Genomic DNA, 22,313 nt, shown 5'->3' with positions numbered 1-22,313 from the left:
ACCTTAAAGGAAGCTGAATTTAAGCTAAATTTAATAAAAACTTACCAAAAATCAACCTAGATTCTAAAAAATTTTGTATAGAATCTTGTAAATTAAAAATTTTAAGGACAAAAAATGCAAGTAATTCGGGCGGAAAAATATGGCTTTTGCTTTGGCGTAAAGCGCGCGATAAAAATCACTGAAAAAATAGCAAAAAAAAACAAAAACACCTTGACACTGGGACCTTTGATACATAATCCACTTGAGATTAATCGCTTGGAGAGCGACTTTGGCGTTAAAGTGCAAGAGGATATTAATAATTTGGGTGATTCAAAAAGCGTGATAATAAGAACGCATGGCATTACTAAGCAGAATTTAGATGAGCTAAAAACGCGTGATATTGCCATCACTGACGCGACTTGTCCTTTCGTCACAAAGCCGCAAAAAATTGTCGAGCAGATGAGTAATGAAGGCTATCGCATTGTCATTTTTGGTGATTCTAAACACCCTGAAGTGCGAAGCGTGATGAGCTATTCTGTCACGCCGCCCATTGTCGTGGGCGATTTGGATAGCATAAAATCGCTTGAAAAAGTGCCAAAAAAGATTGCGATTGTAAGCCAGACGACAAAGCAAATTGAAAAATTCCTTGAAATTGTGAGCTATCTTGTAAGCAATAGCCTTGAAGTGCGCGTGTTTAACACGATTTGCAATGCGACTTTTGAGAACCAAGAGGCGACACGCGAGCTTAGCAAAAAGGCGGATATAATGATAATCGTAGGTGGTAAAACTAGCTCAAACACGAAACAACTTTTTTTTATTTCTAAAAATCACTGCCCAGATAGTTATTTAGTCGAAAATGAGAATGATATAGAATCTAGCTGGTTTAAAGGCAAAAAAATTTGCGGAATTACCGCCGGGGCTAGCACACCAAACTGGGTTATAAAAAATGTAGAGGATAAGATAAAAAACTTATAGAATCTTTTAGTGTTGATTGTAACTTATAATTATATTATCAACATGCAGTCGCCATAAGAGTAGAATTTGTAGTTGTGTAGTATGGCTTCATGGTAGAGTTTTAGGGTGTTTTCTCGTCCTATGAGTGAGCTTACTAGCATGATTAGGCTTGATTTTGGTAAGTGGAAATTTGTTAAGAGTGCATTTACTTTTTTTGGTTTATTTTGTGGGTGTAGGAAAATGCTATTTTGTCCGATTAGTTTAGATTCTATAAAATCTTTAGAATCTGGGCTAACTTTGAAATTTTCTAAGTTAGTATTTTTAGAACTTTTTAAGATATTATCATTTAGCCACTCTACGCTTCGCATAGCCGTGCTACCTACACATAGAATCTTTTGTGTGTTTAGAATCTTTTTTGCGTTTTTTAGAGAGATTTCACAATATTCTTCGTGCATTTTATGCGTGGTAATATCTGCGGTTTCCACAGGCTTAAAAGTGCCTGCGCCAACATGCAAGGTAACATAAGCGACATTAAAATTAGATTCTAAAAATCCTAACATTTCACGCGAAAAGTGCAGGCTAGCAGTAGGCGCAGCAACGCTTCCATTTACCTTAGCAAAAAGGCTTTGATAGTCTTTGCAGTCTCTTTTTGTGCTTTCGCGTTTAATGTAGGGTGGTAGCGGGATTTTGCCTTTATTTTCAAGCAGACTAAAAATCTCGCTTTGGTTTAGAATCTGTATATTTTCGCCGAATTTAGATTCTAAAAAGTTAGGAATTTTAGAATTTATTGTGCTAGATTCTATAAAGTTATTATTTTTAGAATTTTTTATAGAATATAATTTGCTAGATTCTATAATTTTAAAAAAAACAACTTCCCTAAATCCGTCATTGCGAAGTTTCACAACGCACATAAAAATATTAGAATCTAGTTTAAAAATATCATTTTCTTTTACTCGACCTTTTATCTGCACTAAATGATTATTAGAATCTAGGGCTTTATGATAAAAGATTTCGCGAGATTTTTTATGAAAAGTCGCGTTAGATTCTAAATCGCAAGTAACTTTAAAATTTTCAAAGTTAGTATTTTCATAACTTTTTATAGAATCTAGATTCAGTATTTTCTCCCCAAAAATCCTAGCCTTTATCACACGCGTATCATTTAGCACTATCAAGTAATCGCGTGGCACAAAATCAAAAAAATGCTTAAAAGTTGTGTGGATAATTTCACCATTTTTATACACAAGCAATTTTGCATTTTCCTTAGGATTGCACGGCTCAAAGGCTATTAAATGCGAAGGCAAAATAAAATCATAAGATTCTAAAAGGCAATCTTTAGAATCTATGTTAATAGAATCTTGCAAAATCTCTCCTTAAAAAAGCCTTAATAAAATGTTATAATATCAAAAATTCTACAAATAAGGCTTAAAGTGAAAAAACCTATTGTTTATAAACTAAAAAGAGAAAGCGTTCGAATAATACACCAACTACAAGATGTTATAAAAAATCCACAAAAAATATTAAAAAATATTTCTAAATACATTCATAAATTAAAAAATATTTTAATATTTAGCGACAAAGTATTACGGGGGGGGGGGTAATAGCATTTAGATTCTATAAAATAAAAAAAATTCTACATACTTTAGAGTCTAAAAAAATATTTTATCCTATAAACAACAAAAATATTTTACCTAGTTTTGATATTAAATACAAATCTTTAATTGAAACATTTATAGAATCTAGTAAAGATTCTAAAAAATATATAAAACAGATTCTAAAAGATACAGATTCTATAACTTCTTGGCTTAACTCAAATGAGTTTAAAAATGAATATGGAGATAATCCCTATCCACCGATATTTGACCCAAAAAAAATTGATTATGCAAAGCTGCCTTTTGGCTTTTGTAATGCGTTGAATTTACCTATTCCGCACAATTATAATTATGTATTTTTTGCCTTTGGGGCGAGTGCTCATGGGACTATTATTGATTTTTTAGAGCTTATTTTAAATATTAAAATTGATAAGATTCACACAAGCTATTTTGATTCTAAATATAATAGTATTCCATCGTATCTACCATATCCTAATAATAAAAAGGATATGTATGTGTATGATAGAATCTTTGTTATGCATCATTTTTATGATTATAAATTTCCATATTTAGCCCGTGAAATGCCCTTTATTATCTTAGTTCGTGACCCTATTTCTCGCCTTAAAACAATGGTAAATCACGGATTTTTACATCCTAATGTTAAAAGCAATACATTTTTTCTGCACGATGACCTAAAAGTAGTATTAGATAGAAGATGTTATTATGGTTTGGAAAAAAATTTTATGGGTAATTCGTGGGATAATCTTTCATATTTTGCTAGATTACCTAGTGTAGATATTACAAGATATTATGTAGATATAGCTAAGTGTATGAATTATCCATACTCAAGTATTGCAAATATATGTAAAAACAACGTTTTTTATATGGATATGAGCGAGTTTTTACCACAAAATGTTATAGAATCTTTAAAGAAATATGCAAAGTTTTTTAATAAAAATATAGAAGATTCTATATTAGAAAAGCATAAGGCATATTTGCAAGAGAAAAAATGGAGTAATTTAGCATACGCAATTCCTTTAAACATGCAGATTCCTTTAAATAACACAATCTTAACACTACATATTAATCTAAAAAATGAGATTCCAAAAAATATGATAGAAATTAGCGATTTACTATTTGATAAAGACTATGAGATTCTAAAAATAGTAGGTTTTGGGATGAATAGTTATGATTTATGTATGTTAAAAAATAATGAAATTGCATTAATTGATGTTAGATTCTATATGCAAGAATTTTTGAGCGAATTAATAAAAATAGATAAAAAGATACTAGATTCTCAAGTAAAAGAGAGCGATATAATCGCCTATTTTAAGGCTAATAAAGCCCTAGCAAACGACTTTAAATCCTTGCTAGATAAAGAATTAGAGCATATAAAAAAGCATCGCCCAGATATTGTAGAATCTTGGAAATTTTATCAGCAATTTGAAAAATTATTTTAGAATCTACTTTTTTACAAACTCAAAAAGTCCTGTGTGTCCATTATTCACAAGGTCTGGGATAGAATCTAGATTTTCTTTATGCACGATTAATTCGCCATTTACACGCTCATAACACATAATAGTGTCAAGTTTATAAATATAACTCATTTCTACAACATCCATTTTATCAAGTGCATTAATGATTTTTTCTGGCTTAAAAACGCGATGTGCATTAAAACACACTTTATTTGCTTGTCCTACAGGCACACTAAAATAAAGACGCCCACCGGGTTTTAACACCCGCTGAAACGCCTTTAAAGCCTTCTCCCACGCATCTGGCTCAATTTTATCGCCATATCGCCCAAGCCCAAAATGCTCCACACTGCATAACGCTGATAAAGATTCTATACTACAATCTGCTATATTTTCAAGGTTTGTAGCATCTGCTTGGATATAGTTTACCCCCCCCCCCCCCGTTAGTTAGAAAATTAGATTCCATACTTGACATAGGTCGAATGTCTATTAAACAAACATTTTGATTAAAAGTAAGCAAGTGAGCAATAAAGCCATCCACACGAGAGCCTACATCATAATGGATAAAGCTTTTTAATTTTTGACTTGATTGTCGCAAACTAGATTCTATAGAATCCTTAGGGCCAGATTCTAAACTATCAAAAAATCGTCTCATTCGCTCCTTATATACTTTTCTAGCCCCCCAAATATCTTGCACAAAATATCCTATCTCATCATCTATACTACCAGCATTATTTGTATATTTTTCAGTTTTGCAAATGTAGTCAAACTCTTTGCTAATGATAAAATCTTTGTCTTTATTAAGCGAATTAAATAACGCCCTATCATTTTCTACCTCAAAATCAGTCATTCTTGTCTTTTTAGGTTTCTCAATAAAACCAAAAAATATCCCTATTTTTTTATACAATTTATTGTATATCTTTTTGAATGGTCGAGCAATCTCCTTGCCCACTTTGTAGAATACATAGCCTATATTCATTTTGTTCTCCTAAAAAATAAGTGATATTATATAGAATCTTTTTTGTGTTTTAAACGTTTTTGCTAAATACGTCCGATACTACTCATTATTTTATTTTAATAAAGCACAAAAATCTAAATGTGACCTTAACATTTGCTAAATATTTCTTTTTTATCAATATAATCACAAATTAGAAATTTTTGTAAGGAATAAAAAATGTTACGTTCACTTCACTTTCGATTGCGTGTTATCCACATTATCGGGATGCTTAGCCTCGCTATCAATGCCTACTTTTTTACCGACAATATAATCGGTGAGTGCGTGCAGTATTTTCTCATTTTCGCCCTTATTTTGCATGATTTAGATGAGAAAAAATGGGGCGCTGATATGAATAAAGTAATTGCTAATGAGCTAGAAAAAATGACGCTAAATTCTAAGCTAAAAGCCGATACGTCCTTTAGTTTGGAGAGTGGGCAAATACTAAATTTAATCTCGCAATTTAAGGAAAAAATAAGCACAATCGTGCAAACCATCGACAAAAAAACGCATGCAAACCAAGACAATATCAAAACGCTTGAAAACATTTCGCACTCGCTTTACACTGAATCTAGCGATATGCGCGACATCGTGAATACCGCCAACACCCGCGCACAGCACATTGATTCTGCCATGAGCGACTTTATAAATGATGTCAATCAAACAGGCAGCCATCAGCAAGAAATGCTAAAGATTATGCAAGAAATTAAGCAGCTTTTAAGCGACGTGCAAGACTCTTTTGAGGATACGGCGCGTCATAGCGAGGAGCTTGTAAGCCATTTTAGTTCGCTTCAAAATAGCACAAATTCGATTGCAAATATCGCTAAAAGCGTAGGCGACATCGCCGACCAGACAAATCTTTTGGCGTTAAATGCGGCTATTGAGGCAGCTAGGGCTGGAGAGCACGGACGTGGCTTTGCGGTTGTGGCTGATGAGGTTCGCAAACTCGCCGAACGGACGCAAAACTCGCTTGTAGAAATAGATTCTAATGTTAAAAGCATTATTCAAGAGGTTAGTGAGAGCAATGTATCGTTAAATTATAATAAGGAAAATATTGCAAATTTAGTAACTAAAAATCAAAATACCACGACAAAAATTCTAGATTTTGAAACTATTTTCCAACAAAGCTCGACAAATATCGAGCATATCGTAGCAAACGCAAACGCTACAAAAAGCGACCTAGATAGCATTATCGCGGATATTAAGCAAATCGTAACTTTTGCCCAAAATAACCTCAATAATTCGCAACATATTTCAAACATTTCAAGCGACATTCAAAAAGATTTCAACGAGCTAGAAAAGAGCATTTTGGTGCTGGAAAAGTAGATTCTATAGAATCTAGATTCTATAAACATCCTTTCAAAATGGTTTTTAAGTTATAAGATTCTTTATAGAATCTATATTACCCATATTTTTATATATATCACAGGCTTTGCTCTGGTCGCATTACTCAAAATTATTCCAACTCAAAATTATTATAACTCAAATCCATTTTTACTAATTTTTTTAATTCCCTGATACCTTCAGGCGTGCTAGTCAATTTATTACCTGTCACTACCAATTCTTCCAAAAGTTTTAAATGCGAAATCTCACTTGGAATCTTTTCTACTCCAGTGTCCTCCAAATTTATACGCCACAGATTCACTAAATTTTTTATACAAGCAGGCAGGGCTTTAAAAGTGCCGCCACATATATCTAGCGTCTCTAGTTTAGTCATATTGCAAATGCACTCAATGGGAAATTCGCATGCTTTATCAAATCTAATACACAAATACTGCAAATTATGCAAATTTGCAATCTCTTTTGGCACAGAGTGTGGTTCTAAAAAACAATCCAAAATCTCTAGATTCTCTAAATCTCCTATGCTAGCTGGCAGGGCTTTTACTTTACCAATCTTTAATTTTTTAAGTTTTTTTAAATTTCCTATATTTTGTGGCAATGTAATCAAATAATCATACGCTCCATCCGTTATGAAAATCTCTTCTAGCTTTTCTAGCTCACAAATCTCATCTGGCAGACTGCTTAACTGATGATATGTAATATTTAAAACCTTTAAATTACGCAGTTTGGCAATCTCTTTTGGAATCTTTTTCATATCAATACCATACAAATCTAGAGACTCCAAAGTCTTTATATCAAAAATGCTACTTGGAATCTCACCTAAAATCCCCCCCATTTATTAGCCTTAGTCCTTTAAGATTTTTTAGAGTGCTAAAATCAGTTGCTAAAATGGCTTTTTTATACGCAGGGGCGATTTGTGCTGCATGAGATTCACACTCAATGGTTAAAGATTCTAAGGTTTTAATTTGCAAGATAGTTTGCAAAATTTCCTTATATTGCGTTGTCTCTGTTTCTTTTATAGTAATATAAAGCTCTTTTAAAGGCAAAGTGGCAAACTCGCTAGGCAGACTTTTCACATTCCGTAGCCATAAATCATCTTCGCTAATATCCACCCCTTGCTCTTTAGCCCATATTTCCAAATTTGCATTACTATCCATTTTATTTCCTTAGCTTTTATTGTTTTTAAAATCGCAATTTTTATTCTATCATAAATTTATAGAATCTAGATTCTAAGTTTTAAATATTAAGCGGGTCGATGTCTATGTCTATGGAATCTAAAATGTGTTTTGGGGCGATTTTTAAGGCTTTTTGTAGCAATTTTTGCAGTGCAAATTTTTCCTTGCTTCTTAGTAAGATTTGGTAGTAAAATTTGTTTTTTATCTTTGGGATACTTGCTTGGGATATGCCAACAATCTCGACTTTAGATTCTATTGTTTCATTTTCCCTAATAACATACCCTAAAATATTAGCAAATTCATAACTTAAATTTTTCGCTGTATTTTCGATTTTGTGGCTAAAAGTAATTAAAGCCAAACGCGAAAATGGCGGATAAAGCGGAAAACGCACCTTAATTTCATACTCCAAAACAAGCCGAAAGTCCCTAATCATCGAGTTTATAAACGAGCTTTCACTACTTTGAATAATGCTTTTACCACTCTCCTTTCGCCCACTTCGCCCTATAACTTGAAAAATCAGGCTAAAAGTATTCTCAATAGCCGCAAAATCAGGCATATTTAGCATAAAATCTACGCCCAAAATCACGCTCAGTGCGACATTGTGATAATCATGCCCCTTTGCAATCATCTGCGTGCCTATCAAAATGTCAATTTTTTGAGAATTAAAATCGCTTAAAATTGCTTCTAACTTCTTTTCCGTGCTAACATTGTCTCTATCAAAAATTGCGATATTTGGAGCTAAATCATAAAAAAGTAATATATTTTCTAACTGCTTTTTAATCTCTTCAGTCCCAAAACGCATACCACTTAAATCATCGCTCCCACACGCTTCACACGCACTAGGAATGCTGCGAGAAAAGTTGCAATAGTGGCAAACTAGGCTATTTGTCTTATTATGCACGCTAAGTGAAATGCTGCAATTTGGGCAGGTGAATTTACTGCCGCAATTACGACAAAGCAAAATCTTAAAATTAGCACGAGTTGGGACAAAAATAATGCTCTGTTTTTTAGAATTTAATGTCGAAATAATTTCATTTATTATAACTTGGCTAGATTCTAATGTTTTGGCTTTTTCATAAATTATTTCTTGAGCTGAGTTATAAAATTTAGAATCTAGATTCAGTAAATAATGATTTAAGTTAGCTAAATAATAACTTTTTACGCTAGGAGTTGCACTTCCTAGAACTACTTTTACGCCCTTTGTGCTAAGATACATCGCCAAATCTCGCGCGTTATATTTTGGATTTGAGTTTGATTTATAGGAGCTATCATGCTCTTCATCGACAATTATTAGCCCTAAATTTTGATAAGGTAAGAATAGGGCGGAGCGCGCTCCAGCAATGATTTTTATTTTTTTATTTTGCAGATTCTCTAAAATTTCACTCTTTTTTTTCGCACTTTTTTTGCTATGCCAAATCTCATTAATGTTTGGAAAAGCAGATTCTAAACGTTTTTTCATTTGTGGCGTGAGCGAGATTTCTGGCATTAAAAGCAAGACTTCTTTATTTTGTTTTAAGGTTTCATTCATTAAGTGGAAATAAATTTCGGTTTTTCCACTGCCTGTCGCGCCAAATATTAGGGATAAGTTTTTTTTTAACGCTTCGTTGAATATTGCTTCTTGCTCTTTGGATAGGGTTTTTAAATTAGATTCTATATCAATAGTAGGGCGGTGGGTGGGCATTTGGCTAGAATCTTGGGCGTTTATTGAATCTAATTTAGAATCTAGATTCTGTAAATTATTAGATTCTATATTTTCTAATTTTTTATTATTAATATTATTAGATTCAATACTTTTATTAATTTTTACACAAGCTGTTTTATGGTTTGCAATTCTAGCATCGTGCGTAAGATTTGCGGGTTGCGTAGATTTTTCTGCGGAGACTAGCCTATTTTGGCTGTCGCACAAAGAAAAATCAAGCTCCCGCAAAGATTGCGTGCGAGGCGAATTGCTTGCAAGGGTAAAAAGAGAAGCGGTAATGCCTTTATGCACCACATAATATTTGGCAATAAAATCTAGCAAACTCAATTGCAAAGGCGTTAGAAAAAATGCAGATTTTGTAGCTTTTAATACCTTAAAGTTATAATTTTTAGAATCTAAAATCTCTCTTACAATGCCTAAACATTTTCTATTTTGCAAGGTCACATTTACAATATCATTCACCTTAATATTTTCGCTAGATTCTACAAAATATGTAAGGGAAAAAAGCTTCGCCCCGATTATATCCACTAAGATATAAATTTTAGAATCTTGCGTCATGTTGAGCGTTTGCGAAACATCTATGTTATTTTTTTTAGAATCTATGTTTTTAGATTCTTTAGAATCTAATTTTTGAAAGTCGTTATTTTTCGACAAAACGTTTTCTTGATTTTCAATTGCACTTTGCGCAAAAAAGTGCATATCCCCCACCCCGCGCCCCCCAAAAATTTCTTTAGTGTCAAAAAAAGTAGCCGCACTTTTTCTAAAAGGGGGCGAGCCCCGCTTTTCTGTCGCTTGCGAAAAAGCGGACGCACGCACTTCTGCGTGCGTTGTTTCCGCTTTTTGCGCACCACGCGACAGGCGGGACTCACAAGGTTGTGCTTCGCACGATTTTTTTAATGTCAAGCTATCGCTTGACTCTTTTTTTTCATTTGTCTTAGAATCTAAGCTAGATTTTATATTTTCATTATCCATTTCTAAATTTCTCAATTAGTTTTATTATTTCAAACTCGGCACTTGCTTGGTCTCTAAGATTTAGAATAAATTTCTCCAAAATATTCTCAATACTATAACTTGTATTTTCAAAAGATTCTATAATTCTTAGTCTAGTCTTGGAATCTAAATGCGATAAATTGATTTTGAATGAACGCTCACCAGCTCTATCAGTGATTCTAATATGCAGGATTTCAGGCACATTATCACTTTCAGTAATTTCTATATTTGCTAACTTTTCATTATTAATATTATCCATTTTATAACCATTAAAAAATTTATAGAATCTAGATTCTAAAAAGACAATATTTTAGCATGTAAGTTTAAATTTATAGAATCTAAATATTTAATACTTTCCACCAAAACTTCCACATTTCCTAACTACAAAATTTTTTACATTATTTATTTACATATTTTTTACTAAAAAATATTGATAATTTGTATATAACCTGTTATAATAAGTTCAATAAAGATTCTATAAAAAGGATAAAAAATGGCTAAGAAAAATAAAAAACAAATAAATTTTAACGCATTTGATATGAATTGTATTTCACATTTAAGCCCGGGGCTTTGGCGTTATCCAAACGATGAAGCCGTGCGATATAAAGATATAGAATACTGGCAAAATATCGCTAAGATAGCGGAAAAAGGGCTATTTGACGCCGTTTTTATCGCTGACGTGCTAGGCGTGTATGATGTCTATAAAGGCAATGACTTTGGCGCGCTAAGGACCGCCCTGCAAGTGCCTGTAAATGACCCAGTCCAGCTAGCCGCCGTAATGGCAAGTGTAACGCAAAATGTAGGCTTTGGAATCACGGCTGCTACGGCATTTGAACATCCTTATCCATTTGCACGTCGCCTTAGCACGCTAGACCATCTTACAAAGGGTAGGGTAGGGTGGAATATCGTCACAGGCTACCTACCCGCCGCTAATCGCAATATGGGCGCAAGCGAGTTGCCGCATGATGAGCGATATGATATGGCAGATGAGTATATGGAGGTGATTTATAAGCTTTTGGAGGGTAGCTGGGAGGATGATGCCGTCATTGCGGATAAGGAGAGTGGCGAGTATATCAACCCGCACAAAGTCCATCACATAGGGCATCATGGCAAGTATTATGATGTGCCGGGCATTCACATTTGTGAGCCTAGCATTCAGCGAACGCCGGTGCTATTTCAGGCGGGGGCATCTTCGCGTGGGCGGCGATTTGCTGGGCGTCATGCGGAGGCGATTTTTGTTACTGCGCCTAGTAAGGAGCACGCACGCCTTGTCGTAAGCCAGATTCGAGATGAGCTAATAAAGGCTGGACGCGACCCACATAGTGCGAAAATCTATCTTGGCGCGACTATTATTACAGATTCTAATGATAAGCTAGCGGAGGCGAAATTCAATGATTTGGCGAAATATGGCAGCACGGAGGGCATTTTGGTGAAGTATTCTGGCTGGCTTGGCGTGGATTTGAGCCGATATAAACTCGATGAGCCACTAAATAATATTAAGTCAAATGCGATAATTGCACTAGTTGATGCCCTGCGTGAATCTACTACAGAATCTGGCAAAATATGGACACTGCAAGACTTAATCCATAGCGAAAGGATAGGCTCGCTAGGACCTAAAATCGTGGGCGGTAAGGAAAAGGTAGCGGATATTTTAGAGGAGTTTATTGAGTATAGCGATGCGGATGGCTTTAACTTGGCGTATGCTACAACGCCTGGCACTTTTTTGGATATAGTGGAGTTTATCGTGCCGACCCTGCAGGAGCGTGATGTGTATCGCCGTGAGTATAATGAGGGTAGCTTGCGTAATAAGCTTTTTGGCAAAGGCGATAGGCTTCCATACTCGCACACAGGGGCGAAATATCGTGTCGGCGGACCAAAAAGCACCATAAATGACTATGCTAACACAGGTCGCCGCCACATTAGCGATGAGGAGTATTTTATATAATGTCTGTTTCATAAATTTTATTCTTATGTAAGTAATTAAGCTAAATAATTCATAGAATCTAAGTTTTACTAAGATTTTGAGATAGTTACAAAATACCCAAAAATTACACAACCCAGATTCTACAAAACACAAAAACTTTCTGTAAAATTACAAAATTACTAACCAAAGGAAACCTATGCTACAGATACCACAAGATAAAAAAAAGCGGCTTTCACTCGTGTTTATCGGCATCCTTGCGGTTCTTATTATCACTTGGCTTGTCGTTACATTTTATCGTGCGTATCTCCCTAAAAAGCAGATGTTTCAAGGGCAAATCGCCGCGCGCGAGTATAGCGTAAGCTCCAAACTCGCCGGTCGTGTCGATAAGATTCTAGTGCATAAAGGCGATGTGGTGAAAAAAGGCGATGTGATTTTCACCATCGCAAGTCCTGAGCTAGATGCCAAATACGCCCAAGCCCAAGCAGGCTATGAAGCCGCAAAAGCCCTGAACGCCGAAGCCACGCACGGCAGCCGCGATGAGACCATAGAATCCGCCAAAGATGTCTGGCAAGCCGCCGCCGCACAGGCAAAACTCGCCCAAAAGACTTACAGCCGCATAGAGCAGCTTTATAAAGATGGCGTGGTGAGCCTGCAGCGGCGAGATGAGAGCCACGCCGCGTATGAGAGTGCGAAATATAACGAAAGCACCGCGTATCAGCAGTATAAGTTGGCACTTAGCGGGACGCGTGATGAGACCAAACGGGCGGCTTTGGAGAAGGAGCGCGCCGCACTAGGGCAGTTGCAAGAAGTCGAGGCGTATATGGCAGACATTGAGGCGTTAGCGCCCGCTAGCGGCGAGGTTAGCAACATTTTGGTGCATAGCGGCGAGCTTGCTCCTAGCGGATTTCCGGTGGTTATGCTTGTGGATTTGGCGGATTCGTGGCTAAGAATCGGCATTGATGAGAACCATTTGTCGCGTTTTAATAAAGATTCTGTCTTTAGCGGCTACATTCCAGCGCTTGATAAAACGATAAATTTTAAGGTCACACATATCGCTGTGATGGGCGATTTTGCGACATGGAAAGCCACTGCAAGCACGCAAAACTATGATATGAAAACCTTTGAGGTAGAAGCGCGTCCGGTAGAAAAAGTGGATGGACTTCGCGTTGGCATGAGCGTTTTGGTCTATGGAGAATAGAATCTAGTATTTGTTAAATTTCATAATTATGTTATTTGGAATTATTTTGCTTAAAAACCTATAAAATTTGTAGAATGGTAGGGCGGTGTAGATTTTTTCGCCACGCTCTGCTTTTTGCAAGATAATGCGCGTTTCTTTTTTGATATTTAAAAAGGGCAGTTTTGAGAATTTCCCACCACGACTTATCGTATCAGCGCGGCTATTCATCTCAGTATCCATATTTCCGGGGCAGAAAAGCAGCACATTTACATTAGAATCTTTTAACTCAAACGCCAAAGCCTTGCTAAAATACTCAATATAGCCCTTGCTAGCGGCATACACGGCTTGATTTGGAATGGGAGCAAAGCCAGAAACTGAGCCTACCATCACAATAAAGGCAGTAATTTCCTTATCTAAAATATTAGGATTTTTAGAATTTTTTATAGAATCTTGCGAAGTAGATTCTGTAATTTTTTTGTCTAAAACTTGCGAATTTTGTAACTTAGATTCTATAGAATCTTGTGGATTTTGCAAATTAGATTCTATAACTTTTTCCTTAAAAACTTCTAAATTTTCTAACATAAAAGGCAGCACAATTTTACTAAGCAAAGTCGCACCCTTAATATTCAAATCTAAAAGCGTGATAATGTCGCTATTTTGCATATTTATAAACGCGCCATCGCGTTCAAAACCAGCGTTATTTATTAAGATTCTAACATTTGGCTTCCCATTATTAAGTGCATTTTGCAAAGTAATAAAGCTAGAATCTTGCCCTAAATCAAGCGAAAAATAAACAAATTTAACACCGCTATATTTAGATTCTAAGGCATTTAAATCCAAGTGATATTTTGACTTTTCACGTCTTGCAATTAGCCAAATTTCATTAATTTTTATAGAATCTTGCAAGTTTTCAAAAGTAGGTTCTATAATTTTTCCCTTAGAATATTCTAAATTTCCTGACCCAAAAATAGCATATTTCTCCAAAACCGCGACCACAAATTCACTCCCTAGCCCAGAACTAGCCCCAGAAATAATCGCCACATTTTTCATAAAATCTCCTTAAAAACTCAAACTAATAAGCTATTCCCCAAAAAATTTCGCAATAGATTCTAAGGCGCTATCCGCCCCAGCCTCTTCGCTCATCGCGCGTAAATTCATCGTTGGCGTGTGTAAAAATTCATTAAAAATGCTATGCGCCAAACGCGTGATATTTTCACGCAAAGCCTCAGGCAAAAAGCCCTTTTTTATCGCGCGATTTATCTCTTTTAAACTTGCCATTTTTGCCTTGTGACGCATTTTTTTGATAAGCGGGTCAAGCTCCAAATTGTTAAGATAAATCGCAAAATCACGCACAAATTTATCCACGATTTTAAGGGCAGATTCCAGGTTTTCGCGGCGAGATTCTATGTGCTTGGCGGCACGTTTTTTAAGGTCATCCACGCACACAACCTCGATATTTTTTAGGATATTTTTGAGCCTTTTATCGCGGCTTTTTATCGCCGTAGAGCCAAATGAGTGGCTGCCAAATGAGATATTTCTAGGGATTGATAAATCAAAAAAGATTCTATCATTTTTACGCAGTTTTAGCATATTTTCGGTGATTATCACGCCGCCGCTAACCGCTGTTATCACTATTTGATGCTCATTTATCGCGGTGGCTAAATCACTAAAAGGAATGATTTTTGCGTCTATTTTTGTAGCGTCCAGCAGGGCGTTTGCGTTTTGCTGCGTGCGGTTGGTTAAGCTTAGATTAAGGTTATGTTTTGCAAGATGTTTTAGGCTCAATTTTCCCATTTCACCAACGCCGATTATAAGGATTTTAGGGCTTTTTAGGGCTTTAGATTCTATAAATTCAAGAGCCAAAGTCGCCATAATCGAAGCAATCGAAACAGGATTTTTGGAAATATCAGTTTGACTACGCACCGCCGCAGCGCAGCGAAACGCGTAAGTAATAAGGCGATTTAGCCACTTTGAACTAAAATTATTCTCGCTACTTAGCTTAAAAGCGTCTTTGAGTTGCCCGCTAATTTGGCTCTCCCCGACAACGAGCGATACAAGCGCGCTAGCCACGCAAAATACGTGCTTTATAGCCTCTTCCCCGCTTAGAATCTGCGGATTTTCTAGCTCTTTTATATCGATTTTTTTGTAATCGCTAATGGCTTTTATTATGGAATCTGTAATTTTTTTTATAGAATCTTTGGGGGTAGATTCTATATTTTTATTTAAAAAAGGCTGGTGGTTTTTGTGATTAGATTCTATATTTTCTAACTTTTTAGAATCTTTAGTTAGATATTCTGTAATTTTTTGCGTGTTTTCAAAATTCGCACTTGCACCCTTTGCATTAATCTTAAAAGTGGGAGGTTGGGTGGGAATAGATTTATGCAAAGGGTGCGAGTGCGAATTTTGCATACTTTTAGAATCTAGATTCTGTAACTTTTCATTAAAATTATTACAAATATTAGAATTTTTAGATTCTATAGAATCTATATTTTTATAGAATCTAGAATCTTGCAAATTAGATTCTATATTTTCTAACTTTTTAGAATCTTTAGTTGTAGATTCTGTATTTTTATTTGTCATATTGAGCGGTAGCGAAATATCTACCTTAGTTTTCATAAGATTTTTAGAATCTAGATTCTGTAACTTTTCACTAAAATTATTACAAATATTAGAATCTACAAAGGCATAAATCTCGCAACGATTGCAAGTAGAAAGCAGCATTACTTCTTTTATACCATTTATTTGTCGCAAAAGTGGCAAGATTTTTATACACTCTTCATCGCTAAAGTGCAGCTTCTCACGCACTTCCACACTCGTATTTTGATGCGAAAAACTAACTATAATATACATATTTTTACCCAAAATTTATAGAATCTAAATCGTAATTTTATCAAAAATCAAATCTTAGATTCTAAACTTTTAACTTAAATATTTTTATATATAAGATTCATGGCAAAATCACTTAAAAACACTCATCATTTTTTATAAAAAAATATAGAATTAAATTCTAAAAAATGTGAATTTATTACACAATAAAATAACGCAACATTACCAAATGAAACATTTTGAAACAGATTCTATAGAATCTATTTTTTTAATAGGGTGGTGGGTGAATGAAAGGGAATCTTTAGAATCTGCATTATCAAAAATAGCATTTTTAGATTCTAACTTATCGTTTGCCATCCGCCCTTTTGTTAGGACAGAATCTTTAGAATCTTCTTTATCTATTCCCGCCCAGCCACCCCTTAAGGAGTTAGATTCTATAGAATCTAATTTGTCAAAACGCTGATTTCATTTTCAAGCTTGTTAAAATCTTGTTTTATATCAAGTGAAATGTTAGAAATATCCTTGCTATGGCTTAAATTATTATTCGAAAAAATTACGATTTTTTGAATATCTTGCACGATTATACTTAGATTTTCCCTAACTTTTTGCGAATTTTGTGCGATATTTTGAATGCTTTTCATACTCATATCAAACGCCACTTCAAAGCTCTCTACGCTTTCACTCGCACTCTTATTTTTCTCTAGCAAATCCGTGATATTTTCGCTACTTAGATTCAATACATCGCGGCTAGATTCCACACTTTGCGTCATCGTTTTGACATTATTATTGATTTGAGATAGCGAGCTTTGCGTGCTTTCGGCAAGTTTTTTAATCTCATCAGCCACAACTGCAAAGCCACGTCCATGCTCTCCAGCCCTAGCTGCTTCAATCGCCGCATTTAAGGCAAGTAGATTTGTTTGCTCCGCAATTTTTCGCACCGCATCCACAATGCTAATAATTTGGGCGGTGTTATTTTCCAAAGTGCTAAAACACTCGGTCAATTCGGCATTTTGACTAGAAATCTTAGCGATTAAATCCTGAATATTTTGCAAAAGTGTATTTATTTCACGCACATTTAAAATCATGCTCTGCCCGCTAGATTCAGCATTTTGCACCTGCGTAATAAAGTCATTTAGCAAAGATTCTATTAGTAGCGTTTGCTTATTCGTGCTAGTCACAACCTTACTCATATCGCTTGAGCAGGTTTGCAAAAAGTTAGAAATGTCTTGCAGTCCCTTAATATTTTCTTGGTTGCTATGCGTTTTTTGCTTGATAACTAGGGCGATGTTTTTTATTTTTTCCTTAAAAATATCGATAAGTTTTAGAATCTGCGCATTTTCTTTGCTAAAAGATGTATCGACTTTTAGCTTGGAGTTTAGGGTCATATTTTGCAGCTCTTTAGTTATGATATTCGTAAGTTTTACGCCCCAAAACTTCTCGTCTAAATCATGGAAAACAAGGGCAATCGCAAGGGCAACCTGAACGATTTGCGAGATAGAATCTTGCGTAAAAAAGGCTGCATTGCAAAGCAAAATCACAATTCCTAAAATGTGCGTAACGCGCATTCGCAAATATAATGAACGAAACATTTTTTATCCTTAAAGTTATGAAATTTGAAACTTTGGACTTTTTTCTTAAAATAGGGCGATGGGATTCTAAAAATATAGAATCTAGATTCTAAGTTTTTTAAAAACAGGGCGTTTAGGCAATTTCCAAGGCAAATATAGAATCTAAACGCAAAAGTCGCAGTTGCAAACTTTTTAATCTATTCCCACCCTACCACCCTTTTTTAAGATTAAAAAAAAGTTTGCAACTGCGACTTTTGCTAAAGATTCAAATTAAGATATAGAATCTAGATTCTATATTTTAAGCCAAAAGCCCTTTTTTAAGACGTGGATAGAATCTAAGATTCTAATTTTTTTATCCTATCGCCCACCCACCACCCTTTTTAAAGGAAGTTTTAAAGCCAAAATTTAAATGAGTATTTTAAATATATAATTATTTACCTACATTAGCAAGGGTTAAGTTTTGAAATAAAATTTTATAATAAAACTTGAGATTCTAAATTTAATATTTAGCTTTAACAATAAGTCTTTCTCTTGTGTATTTATCACGTGAAATAGTGTAATAAATTTTTTTTATCACAGGCGTTTGCTCTGCTCCATCCTTTTTCCAAAATTGAGCTTTAGACATCATACTACATGTAATTAGACCATTTTTTTCGCTCTCTTTTTTCATATTGTTGTAGTGAAATTCACCACTAATTACAGACGCATGAAATCCATCATCTGTGATATTAAACTTTGGCTGTCCATCGACATCATTTAAACTAACACTGCCGCCATTATACAAAGTGATTATCTCGCTTGGCATTAAATCCTCTTCCATAAGTTTTATTTTTACATCAAAGCTATCACAAGCTATTCTGCTAAAATCAAATGCAAAAACCAAACTACAACTAGTTAAAAAATTAAAAACTATCTTTTTCATAATTTTATCCTATAAAAATATAAATTTTTGGAATCTAGATTTTAAATTACACATTTATTATACAAAAAAAATTTGGTTTAATAGTTTCAAATGTAGCGTATCTGCATCTTCTTTTTTTAAATAACGCACATACCCGTTTCTTTGCTAAGTCTAATTAAATAATCATCGTGTAGCTCCTTATCTAGTCGTATTATTTCAATATAAAAATCTTCGCCAAAAATATCTTTATAAGTTAGAGCAGATTCTAAAGCGGCATTTTTGCTATTAGAATCTAGATTCAAACGCCAAGCAATCTTGCCTTTTAAAGACGCCGAAGTGCAAATAAGCCCTTCACAATGCTTTCTTAGAATCTCTTTAGTAATTGTGGCTTTTCCATAAACTGCGTGCAAACAACCTTTAGTTGCTAAATACATAAGATTCTTATATCCCACTTTATTTTTGGCAAATAAAGAAAAAAGCGGGGGTTTTCTATATTTATTGCTAACGCGCGTTTGAATATGCGTTTGAATATGCGTTTGAATATGCGTTTGAAGCCCTATAATAGGCTTTATGCCATGCTTTTTCATAATCTTATAAAATTCAATCGCACCAAACATATTTCCATTATCAGTAATCGCCACGCTTGTCATTCCTAGCTCTTTTAGGCGTTTAGCCAAAGATTCTATCTTTATTATGCCAGCTTGTGAATATTCAGTATGTAAATTCAAGTGCGTGAATTTTATGTTAGATTCTATATTTTTTGTTTCATTTTTTCTTGCGTTCACAAGATTCTCCTTAAACTTTTATAGAATCTTAGTGAAAAAATAAGACATTCTTTGTCCCTTTTTTTAGAATCTTTTTTGAAAATTAGATTCTATAATTGTATTTAAAAAAAAGGTGGTGTGCGGCGTAGTTTATCACAAATAGGGCGGTGGGTGGGCGATTAGGTTATGAGCGAAGCGAAATATAGAATCTAAAATAAGATTCTAGAAAAAATATAGAATCTAATTTTTAAATATTTTTCTTTTATCTATTCTCAAAGAAGCCACACTTAAGGTTAGAAAAATATTTTTCGTTTTGTGCCTTGCAATATAGAATCTAGATTCTAAGATTCTATAAAAGTATAGAATCTATTCCACTTCCTTTGCCACTAAGTTGACTTTAGAATCTTGCTATAATGTGAATTTTCCTCGCCATTACTTCTATCATCATATACTTTGGTGGCCCATTTTACGCTACAAGCACACTATTTTTATTTTTTAGTAACCTAAAATTGGTGTATTTCGCCTTGACAAATCCATCATCATGTTTTTAGCGTTATATGCAAAATATCACCCTCAAACCACACGCTAACAAAAGAGCCATCATTATGTATTATATAAAAGACGTTGTCATATCCGTCCTTTTTTGGCAATCTCTCAACCTCGCTTTCAATTATATTTAACCTGCTTATTATCGCACTTTAGCTCCGCTGTATTTAACACACTAAATCCACAAGGCTTACCATACATATAAGTAAATGTTTTATACAAACTCCTTTGGAAATTTTTAAGATTTATTGCGAAAACTTTTGCGTGATTTAGTGGCGTTAGAATCTTTGTTGAATGTTTTATCAAATTCTATTTTTGGCATTTCATCAATGCTTTCATTTATAGCTGAAATTAGCGTAGTTTTATCAAAGGGCAGATTATGCGAAGTGATAATCTTTGTAATGGTTGATTTGAGTTGCTCTTTTGTCATTTTTTACTTTCTAGCTTTTCTAACGTGATTCTGGCGGCTTCTTGTTGGGCGTTTTTCTTGCTATTGCCACTTGCGGTAGCATAAGGTTTCTCGTTTATAAAGACTTGCATTGTAAAGGTTTTATTATGGTCTGGACCGCTTTCACTTACTAATGAATAAGTCGGCGTTACGCCAAAAATCTCTTGGGTTAGCTCTTGCAAGCTTGACTTATAATCTTTCAAAAGCGTTTCATTAATATCAAAATTAGATTCCATAAGCGGATAAAACACGCTCTTTACGCAATCGAGTCCAGATTCTAAATAAATCACTGCCATTAACGCCTCAAATGCGTTAGATAAAATACTAGGCTTACTTCGTCCGCCATTATTATTTTCGCTCTCTGACATATATAAACAATCACCCAAGTTCAAAGCATTTGCAAGGCGGCAAAAGCTCTCCTCATTGACTAAAGAAGCACGCATTTTAGATAACACGCCCTCCTTTTTATTGCGAAACTTTAAAAATAAAAATTCCCCCACCACAATATCTAGCACCGCATCGCCTAAAAATTCGAGCCGCTCGTTATTATAGGGCTTGTGATAGCTTTTATGCGTTAAAGCCTCCTCTAGCAATTCGTGGTTTTTAAATGTGTAGTTTAGCCGCTTTTCAAGTTGTCTAATTAGTTGCAAAATGTAGCCTTTTGTTTTAAATTTTATAATGATTCTATCCAAAAAACATAAAATTCATATATAATTTTCTAATTGATAAAAATTCTTAACAAGGATTTGGCAAATGAGTGAAAATAAAACGAGTAAAAAACGGCGTGTGCTAATCAAGTTTAGCGGTGAGGCGTTGGCTGGGAAAAATGGCTTTGGCATTGATTTGGATATATTGAAATTTATCGCTCTTGAAATCAAGAATCTCTACGCGCATAATCTTGAAATCGGTATCGTGGTGGGCGGTGGCAATATCATTCGCGGTGTCACAGCGGCGCAAGGCGGGCTAATCAAACGCACGAGTGCCGATTATATGGGAATGCTAGCGACCGTAATCAATGCGGTGGCAATACAGGAAGCCTTAGAATCTTTAGGGCTAGATGTGCGGGTGCAAAGCGGCATTGACATTACTGAAGTCTGCGAGAGCTACATATATCGCCGCGCTATTCGCCATTTTGAAAAGGGACGAATAGTGATATTTGGCGCTGGAACGGGGAATCCTTACTTTAGCACGGATACGGCGGCTACACTGCGTGCGATAGAAATAGAGGCGGAGCTGATATTGAAAGCCACGAAGGTAAATGGCGTGTATGATAAAGACCCAAATAAGTTTGCCGATGCTAAGTTATTGTCGCACATTAGCTATGATGAAGCGTTAAAAGACCATATAAAAGTAATGGATGATACCGCTATCGCACTAGCTAAGGATAATTCACTGCCCATTTTGGTGTGTAATATGTTTAAAAAAGGGAATCTAATAGATGTTTTAGTGCATAAAAAGGGCGACTTTTCGGTGGTGAGCTGAGTTATAAAAATATTTGAAAGGAAATTTTATGCATCCATTGTTAGAATCTGATGTTATAGAATGCCCCCATAAAGGCAAGGTAATTTTACAAACAAATAACCATAATGCTTTTAAAATAAATAATTGCAATGTGATAGTAGAATCTGATTTAATTAACGCAAAAATACTAGGTTGTTCCTATACAACGTTGGGAATTCCTACACCTTGCACTTGTATTTCTAATATACCTAAATCTTGTGTGTCTAATCTTTTGAAAATAAATGATAAAGGTGTGATTTTGGCGGAAAATATAGGTATGATATTAACCGATAAAGGTTTTCCACTTATTTTAAATAATAAACCAAAATCAAGTGATTTCCTAACATTGCAATCATAACCACAATGTAAAAGGAAAAACCCATGAACTCATTTATTACCCTAAAGATAGATAATTTAGAATTTATTATTACAAAGGCTAGTATTACTGAGAGTTTAGAATCTTTAC

General features: G+C 34.8%; 22 protein-coding genes. 8 read left to right on the top strand and 14 right to left on the bottom strand.

From position 1 onward, the window contains the following. The first annotated feature begins 114 nt into the window (after window positions 1-114). Window positions 115-954 carry a 4-hydroxy-3-methylbut-2-enyl diphosphate reductase gene (locus tag LS64_RS07545; RefSeq protein ID WP_034572200.1) on the top strand — a complete coding sequence of 280 codons (840 nt, stop codon included), beginning with the start codon at window positions 115-117 and terminating at the stop codon, window positions 952-954. A 29-nt stretch (window positions 955-983) separates the two neighbouring features. Here LS64_RS07545 and LS64_RS07540 read toward each other — a convergent pair whose 3' ends face one another. Then, the gene (locus LS64_RS07540) at window positions 984-2,294 is read right to left on the bottom strand and encodes an S-adenosylmethionine:tRNA ribosyltransferase-isomerase (RefSeq protein WP_118949124.1); all 1,311 of its coding nucleotides are present in this window, start codon (window positions 2,292-2,294) and stop codon (window positions 984-986) included. 548 nt (window positions 2,295-2,842) lie between these two features. Here LS64_RS07540 and LS64_RS07535 point away from each other — a divergent pair. After that, window positions 2,843-3,982 carry a DUF2972 domain-containing protein gene (locus LS64_RS07535; protein ID WP_034572202.1) on the top strand — a complete coding sequence of 380 codons (1,140 nt, stop codon included), beginning with the start codon at window positions 2,843-2,845 and terminating at the stop codon, window positions 3,980-3,982. Between the two features lie 3 nt (window positions 3,983-3,985). Here the strand turns inward: LS64_RS07535 and LS64_RS13260 are convergent, their stop codons facing one another. Both LS64_RS13260 and LS64_RS13255 read right to left on the bottom strand, forming a co-directional pair. Then, on the bottom strand, window positions 3,986-4,369 hold the full coding sequence (locus LS64_RS13260) for a DUF268 domain-containing protein (protein ID WP_238699478.1): 384 nt from the start codon (window positions 4,367-4,369) through the stop codon (window positions 3,986-3,988). Window positions 4,370-4,388: 19 nt separating this feature from the next. Then, window positions 4,389-4,844, bottom strand: a complete 456-nt coding sequence (locus tag LS64_RS13255) for a hypothetical protein (protein ID WP_237416225.1) — start codon at window positions 4,842-4,844, stop codon at window positions 4,389-4,391. Between the two features lie 324 nt (window positions 4,845-5,168). On the opposite strand from LS64_RS13255, the gene LS64_RS13640 reads away from it, so the two are divergent. Then, on the top strand, window positions 5,169-6,314 hold the full coding sequence (locus LS64_RS13640; protein WP_034573829.1) for a methyl-accepting chemotaxis protein: 1,146 nt from the start codon (window positions 5,169-5,171) through the stop codon (window positions 6,312-6,314). A 130-nt stretch (window positions 6,315-6,444) separates the two neighbouring features. Here the strand turns inward: LS64_RS13640 and LS64_RS07520 are convergent, their stop codons facing one another. The 4 genes from LS64_RS07520 to LS64_RS07505 form a co-directional block, all read right to left on the bottom strand. After that, window positions 6,445-7,164 (bottom strand): leucine-rich repeat domain-containing protein, encoded by a 720-nt coding sequence (locus LS64_RS07520; RefSeq protein ID WP_052062715.1) that lies wholly within the window; start codon window positions 7,162-7,164, stop codon window positions 6,445-6,447. Continuing rightward, window positions 7,145-7,486 carry a hypothetical protein gene (locus LS64_RS07515; RefSeq protein ID WP_034573831.1) on the bottom strand — a complete coding sequence of 114 codons (342 nt, stop codon included), beginning with the start codon at window positions 7,484-7,486 and terminating at the stop codon, window positions 7,145-7,147. Before LS64_RS07515 ends, LS64_RS07520 begins: the two co-directional genes overlap by 20 nt. 79 nt (window positions 7,487-7,565) lie before the next feature. Then, a complete protein-coding gene (priA, locus tag LS64_RS07510; RefSeq protein WP_237416226.1) occupies window positions 7,566-10,175 on the bottom strand; it encodes a replication restart helicase PriA in 2,610 nt (869 codons plus the stop codon). Continuing rightward, window positions 10,168-10,452: a hypothetical protein gene (locus LS64_RS07505; protein ID WP_034572927.1), complete on the bottom strand. Its 285-nt coding sequence runs from the start codon at window positions 10,450-10,452 to the stop codon at window positions 10,168-10,170. The genes priA and LS64_RS07505 overlap by 8 nt, the downstream gene beginning before the upstream one ends. Before the next feature lie 234 nt (window positions 10,453-10,686). Here LS64_RS07505 and LS64_RS07500 point away from each other — a divergent pair, with 234 nt between their 5' ends. Together LS64_RS07500 and LS64_RS07495 are read left to right on the top strand one after the other, a co-directional pair. After that, complete coding sequence (locus LS64_RS07500) at window positions 10,687-12,138, top strand: LLM class flavin-dependent oxidoreductase (RefSeq protein WP_034572929.1); 1,452 nt, start codon at window positions 10,687-10,689, stop codon at window positions 12,136-12,138. A gap of 175 nt (window positions 12,139-12,313) precedes the next feature. Further along, window positions 12,314-13,315, top strand: a complete 1,002-nt coding sequence (locus tag LS64_RS07495; protein WP_052062596.1) for an HlyD family secretion protein — start codon at window positions 12,314-12,316, stop codon at window positions 13,313-13,315. Between the two features lie 3 nt (window positions 13,316-13,318). Here the strand turns inward: LS64_RS07495 and LS64_RS07490 are convergent, their stop codons facing one another. Both LS64_RS07490 and hemA read right to left on the bottom strand, forming a co-directional pair. Next, window positions 13,319-14,344, bottom strand: a complete 1,026-nt coding sequence (locus LS64_RS07490; protein ID WP_052062597.1) for an SDR family NAD(P)-dependent oxidoreductase — start codon at window positions 14,342-14,344, stop codon at window positions 13,319-13,321. A 30-nt stretch (window positions 14,345-14,374) separates the two neighbouring features. Continuing rightward, window positions 14,375-16,144, bottom strand: coding sequence for a glutamyl-tRNA reductase (hemA, locus tag LS64_RS07485; protein ID WP_052062598.1), 1,770 nt, complete (start codon window positions 16,142-16,144; stop codon window positions 14,375-14,377). A 205-nt stretch (window positions 16,145-16,349) separates the two neighbouring features. On the opposite strand from hemA, the gene LS64_RS07480 reads away from it, so the two are divergent. Beyond that, on the top strand, window positions 16,350-16,583 hold the full coding sequence (locus tag LS64_RS07480) for a hypothetical protein (protein ID WP_034572932.1): 234 nt from the start codon (window positions 16,350-16,352) through the stop codon (window positions 16,581-16,583). Here LS64_RS07480 and LS64_RS07475 read toward each other — a convergent pair. From LS64_RS07475 to rnc, 5 genes are all read right to left on the bottom strand, one after another. Further along, entirely contained in the window at window positions 16,564-17,709 is a 1,146-nt protein-coding gene (locus tag LS64_RS07475; RefSeq protein WP_034572935.1) for a methyl-accepting chemotaxis protein, read from the bottom strand. The genes LS64_RS07480 and LS64_RS07475 overlap by 20 nt on opposite strands. A gap of 478 nt (window positions 17,710-18,187) precedes the next feature. Continuing rightward, window positions 18,188-18,610, bottom strand: a complete 423-nt coding sequence (locus LS64_RS07470) for a hypothetical protein (protein ID WP_034572937.1) — start codon at window positions 18,608-18,610, stop codon at window positions 18,188-18,190. Window positions 18,611-18,726: 116 nt separating this feature from the next. After that, a complete protein-coding gene (locus LS64_RS07465; RefSeq protein WP_034572939.1) occupies window positions 18,727-19,374 on the bottom strand; it encodes a PHP domain-containing protein in 648 nt (215 codons plus the stop codon). Between the two features lie 763 nt (window positions 19,375-20,137). Then, window positions 20,138-20,329 carry a hypothetical protein gene (locus LS64_RS07460; protein WP_034572942.1) on the bottom strand — a complete coding sequence of 64 codons (192 nt, stop codon included), beginning with the start codon at window positions 20,327-20,329 and terminating at the stop codon, window positions 20,138-20,140. Further along, window positions 20,326-20,997, bottom strand: a complete 672-nt coding sequence (rnc, locus tag LS64_RS07455; protein ID WP_064773729.1) for a ribonuclease III — start codon at window positions 20,995-20,997, stop codon at window positions 20,326-20,328. The genes LS64_RS07460 and rnc overlap by 4 nt, the downstream gene beginning before the upstream one ends. Before the next feature lie 103 nt (window positions 20,998-21,100). On the opposite strand from rnc, the gene pyrH reads away from it, so the two are divergent. Continuing rightward, window positions 21,101-21,829, top strand: coding sequence for a UMP kinase (gene pyrH / locus LS64_RS07450; protein ID WP_118949127.1), 729 nt, complete (start codon window positions 21,101-21,103; stop codon window positions 21,827-21,829). Between the two features lie 28 nt (window positions 21,830-21,857). After that, complete coding sequence (locus LS64_RS07445) at window positions 21,858-22,205, top strand: hypothetical protein (RefSeq protein ID WP_034571740.1); 348 nt, start codon at window positions 21,858-21,860, stop codon at window positions 22,203-22,205. The last annotated feature ends 108 nt before the right edge of the window (window positions 22,206-22,313 follow it).

Origin of the sequence: Helicobacter saguini, from assembly GCF_000762875.2 — a bacterium.
GTDB lineage: Bacteria > Campylobacterota > Campylobacteria > Campylobacterales > Helicobacteraceae > Helicobacter_A > Helicobacter_A saguini.
The sequence above is the reverse complement of the archived record's forward strand: the minus strand, read 5'-3'. Positions and strand labels throughout refer to the sequence as shown.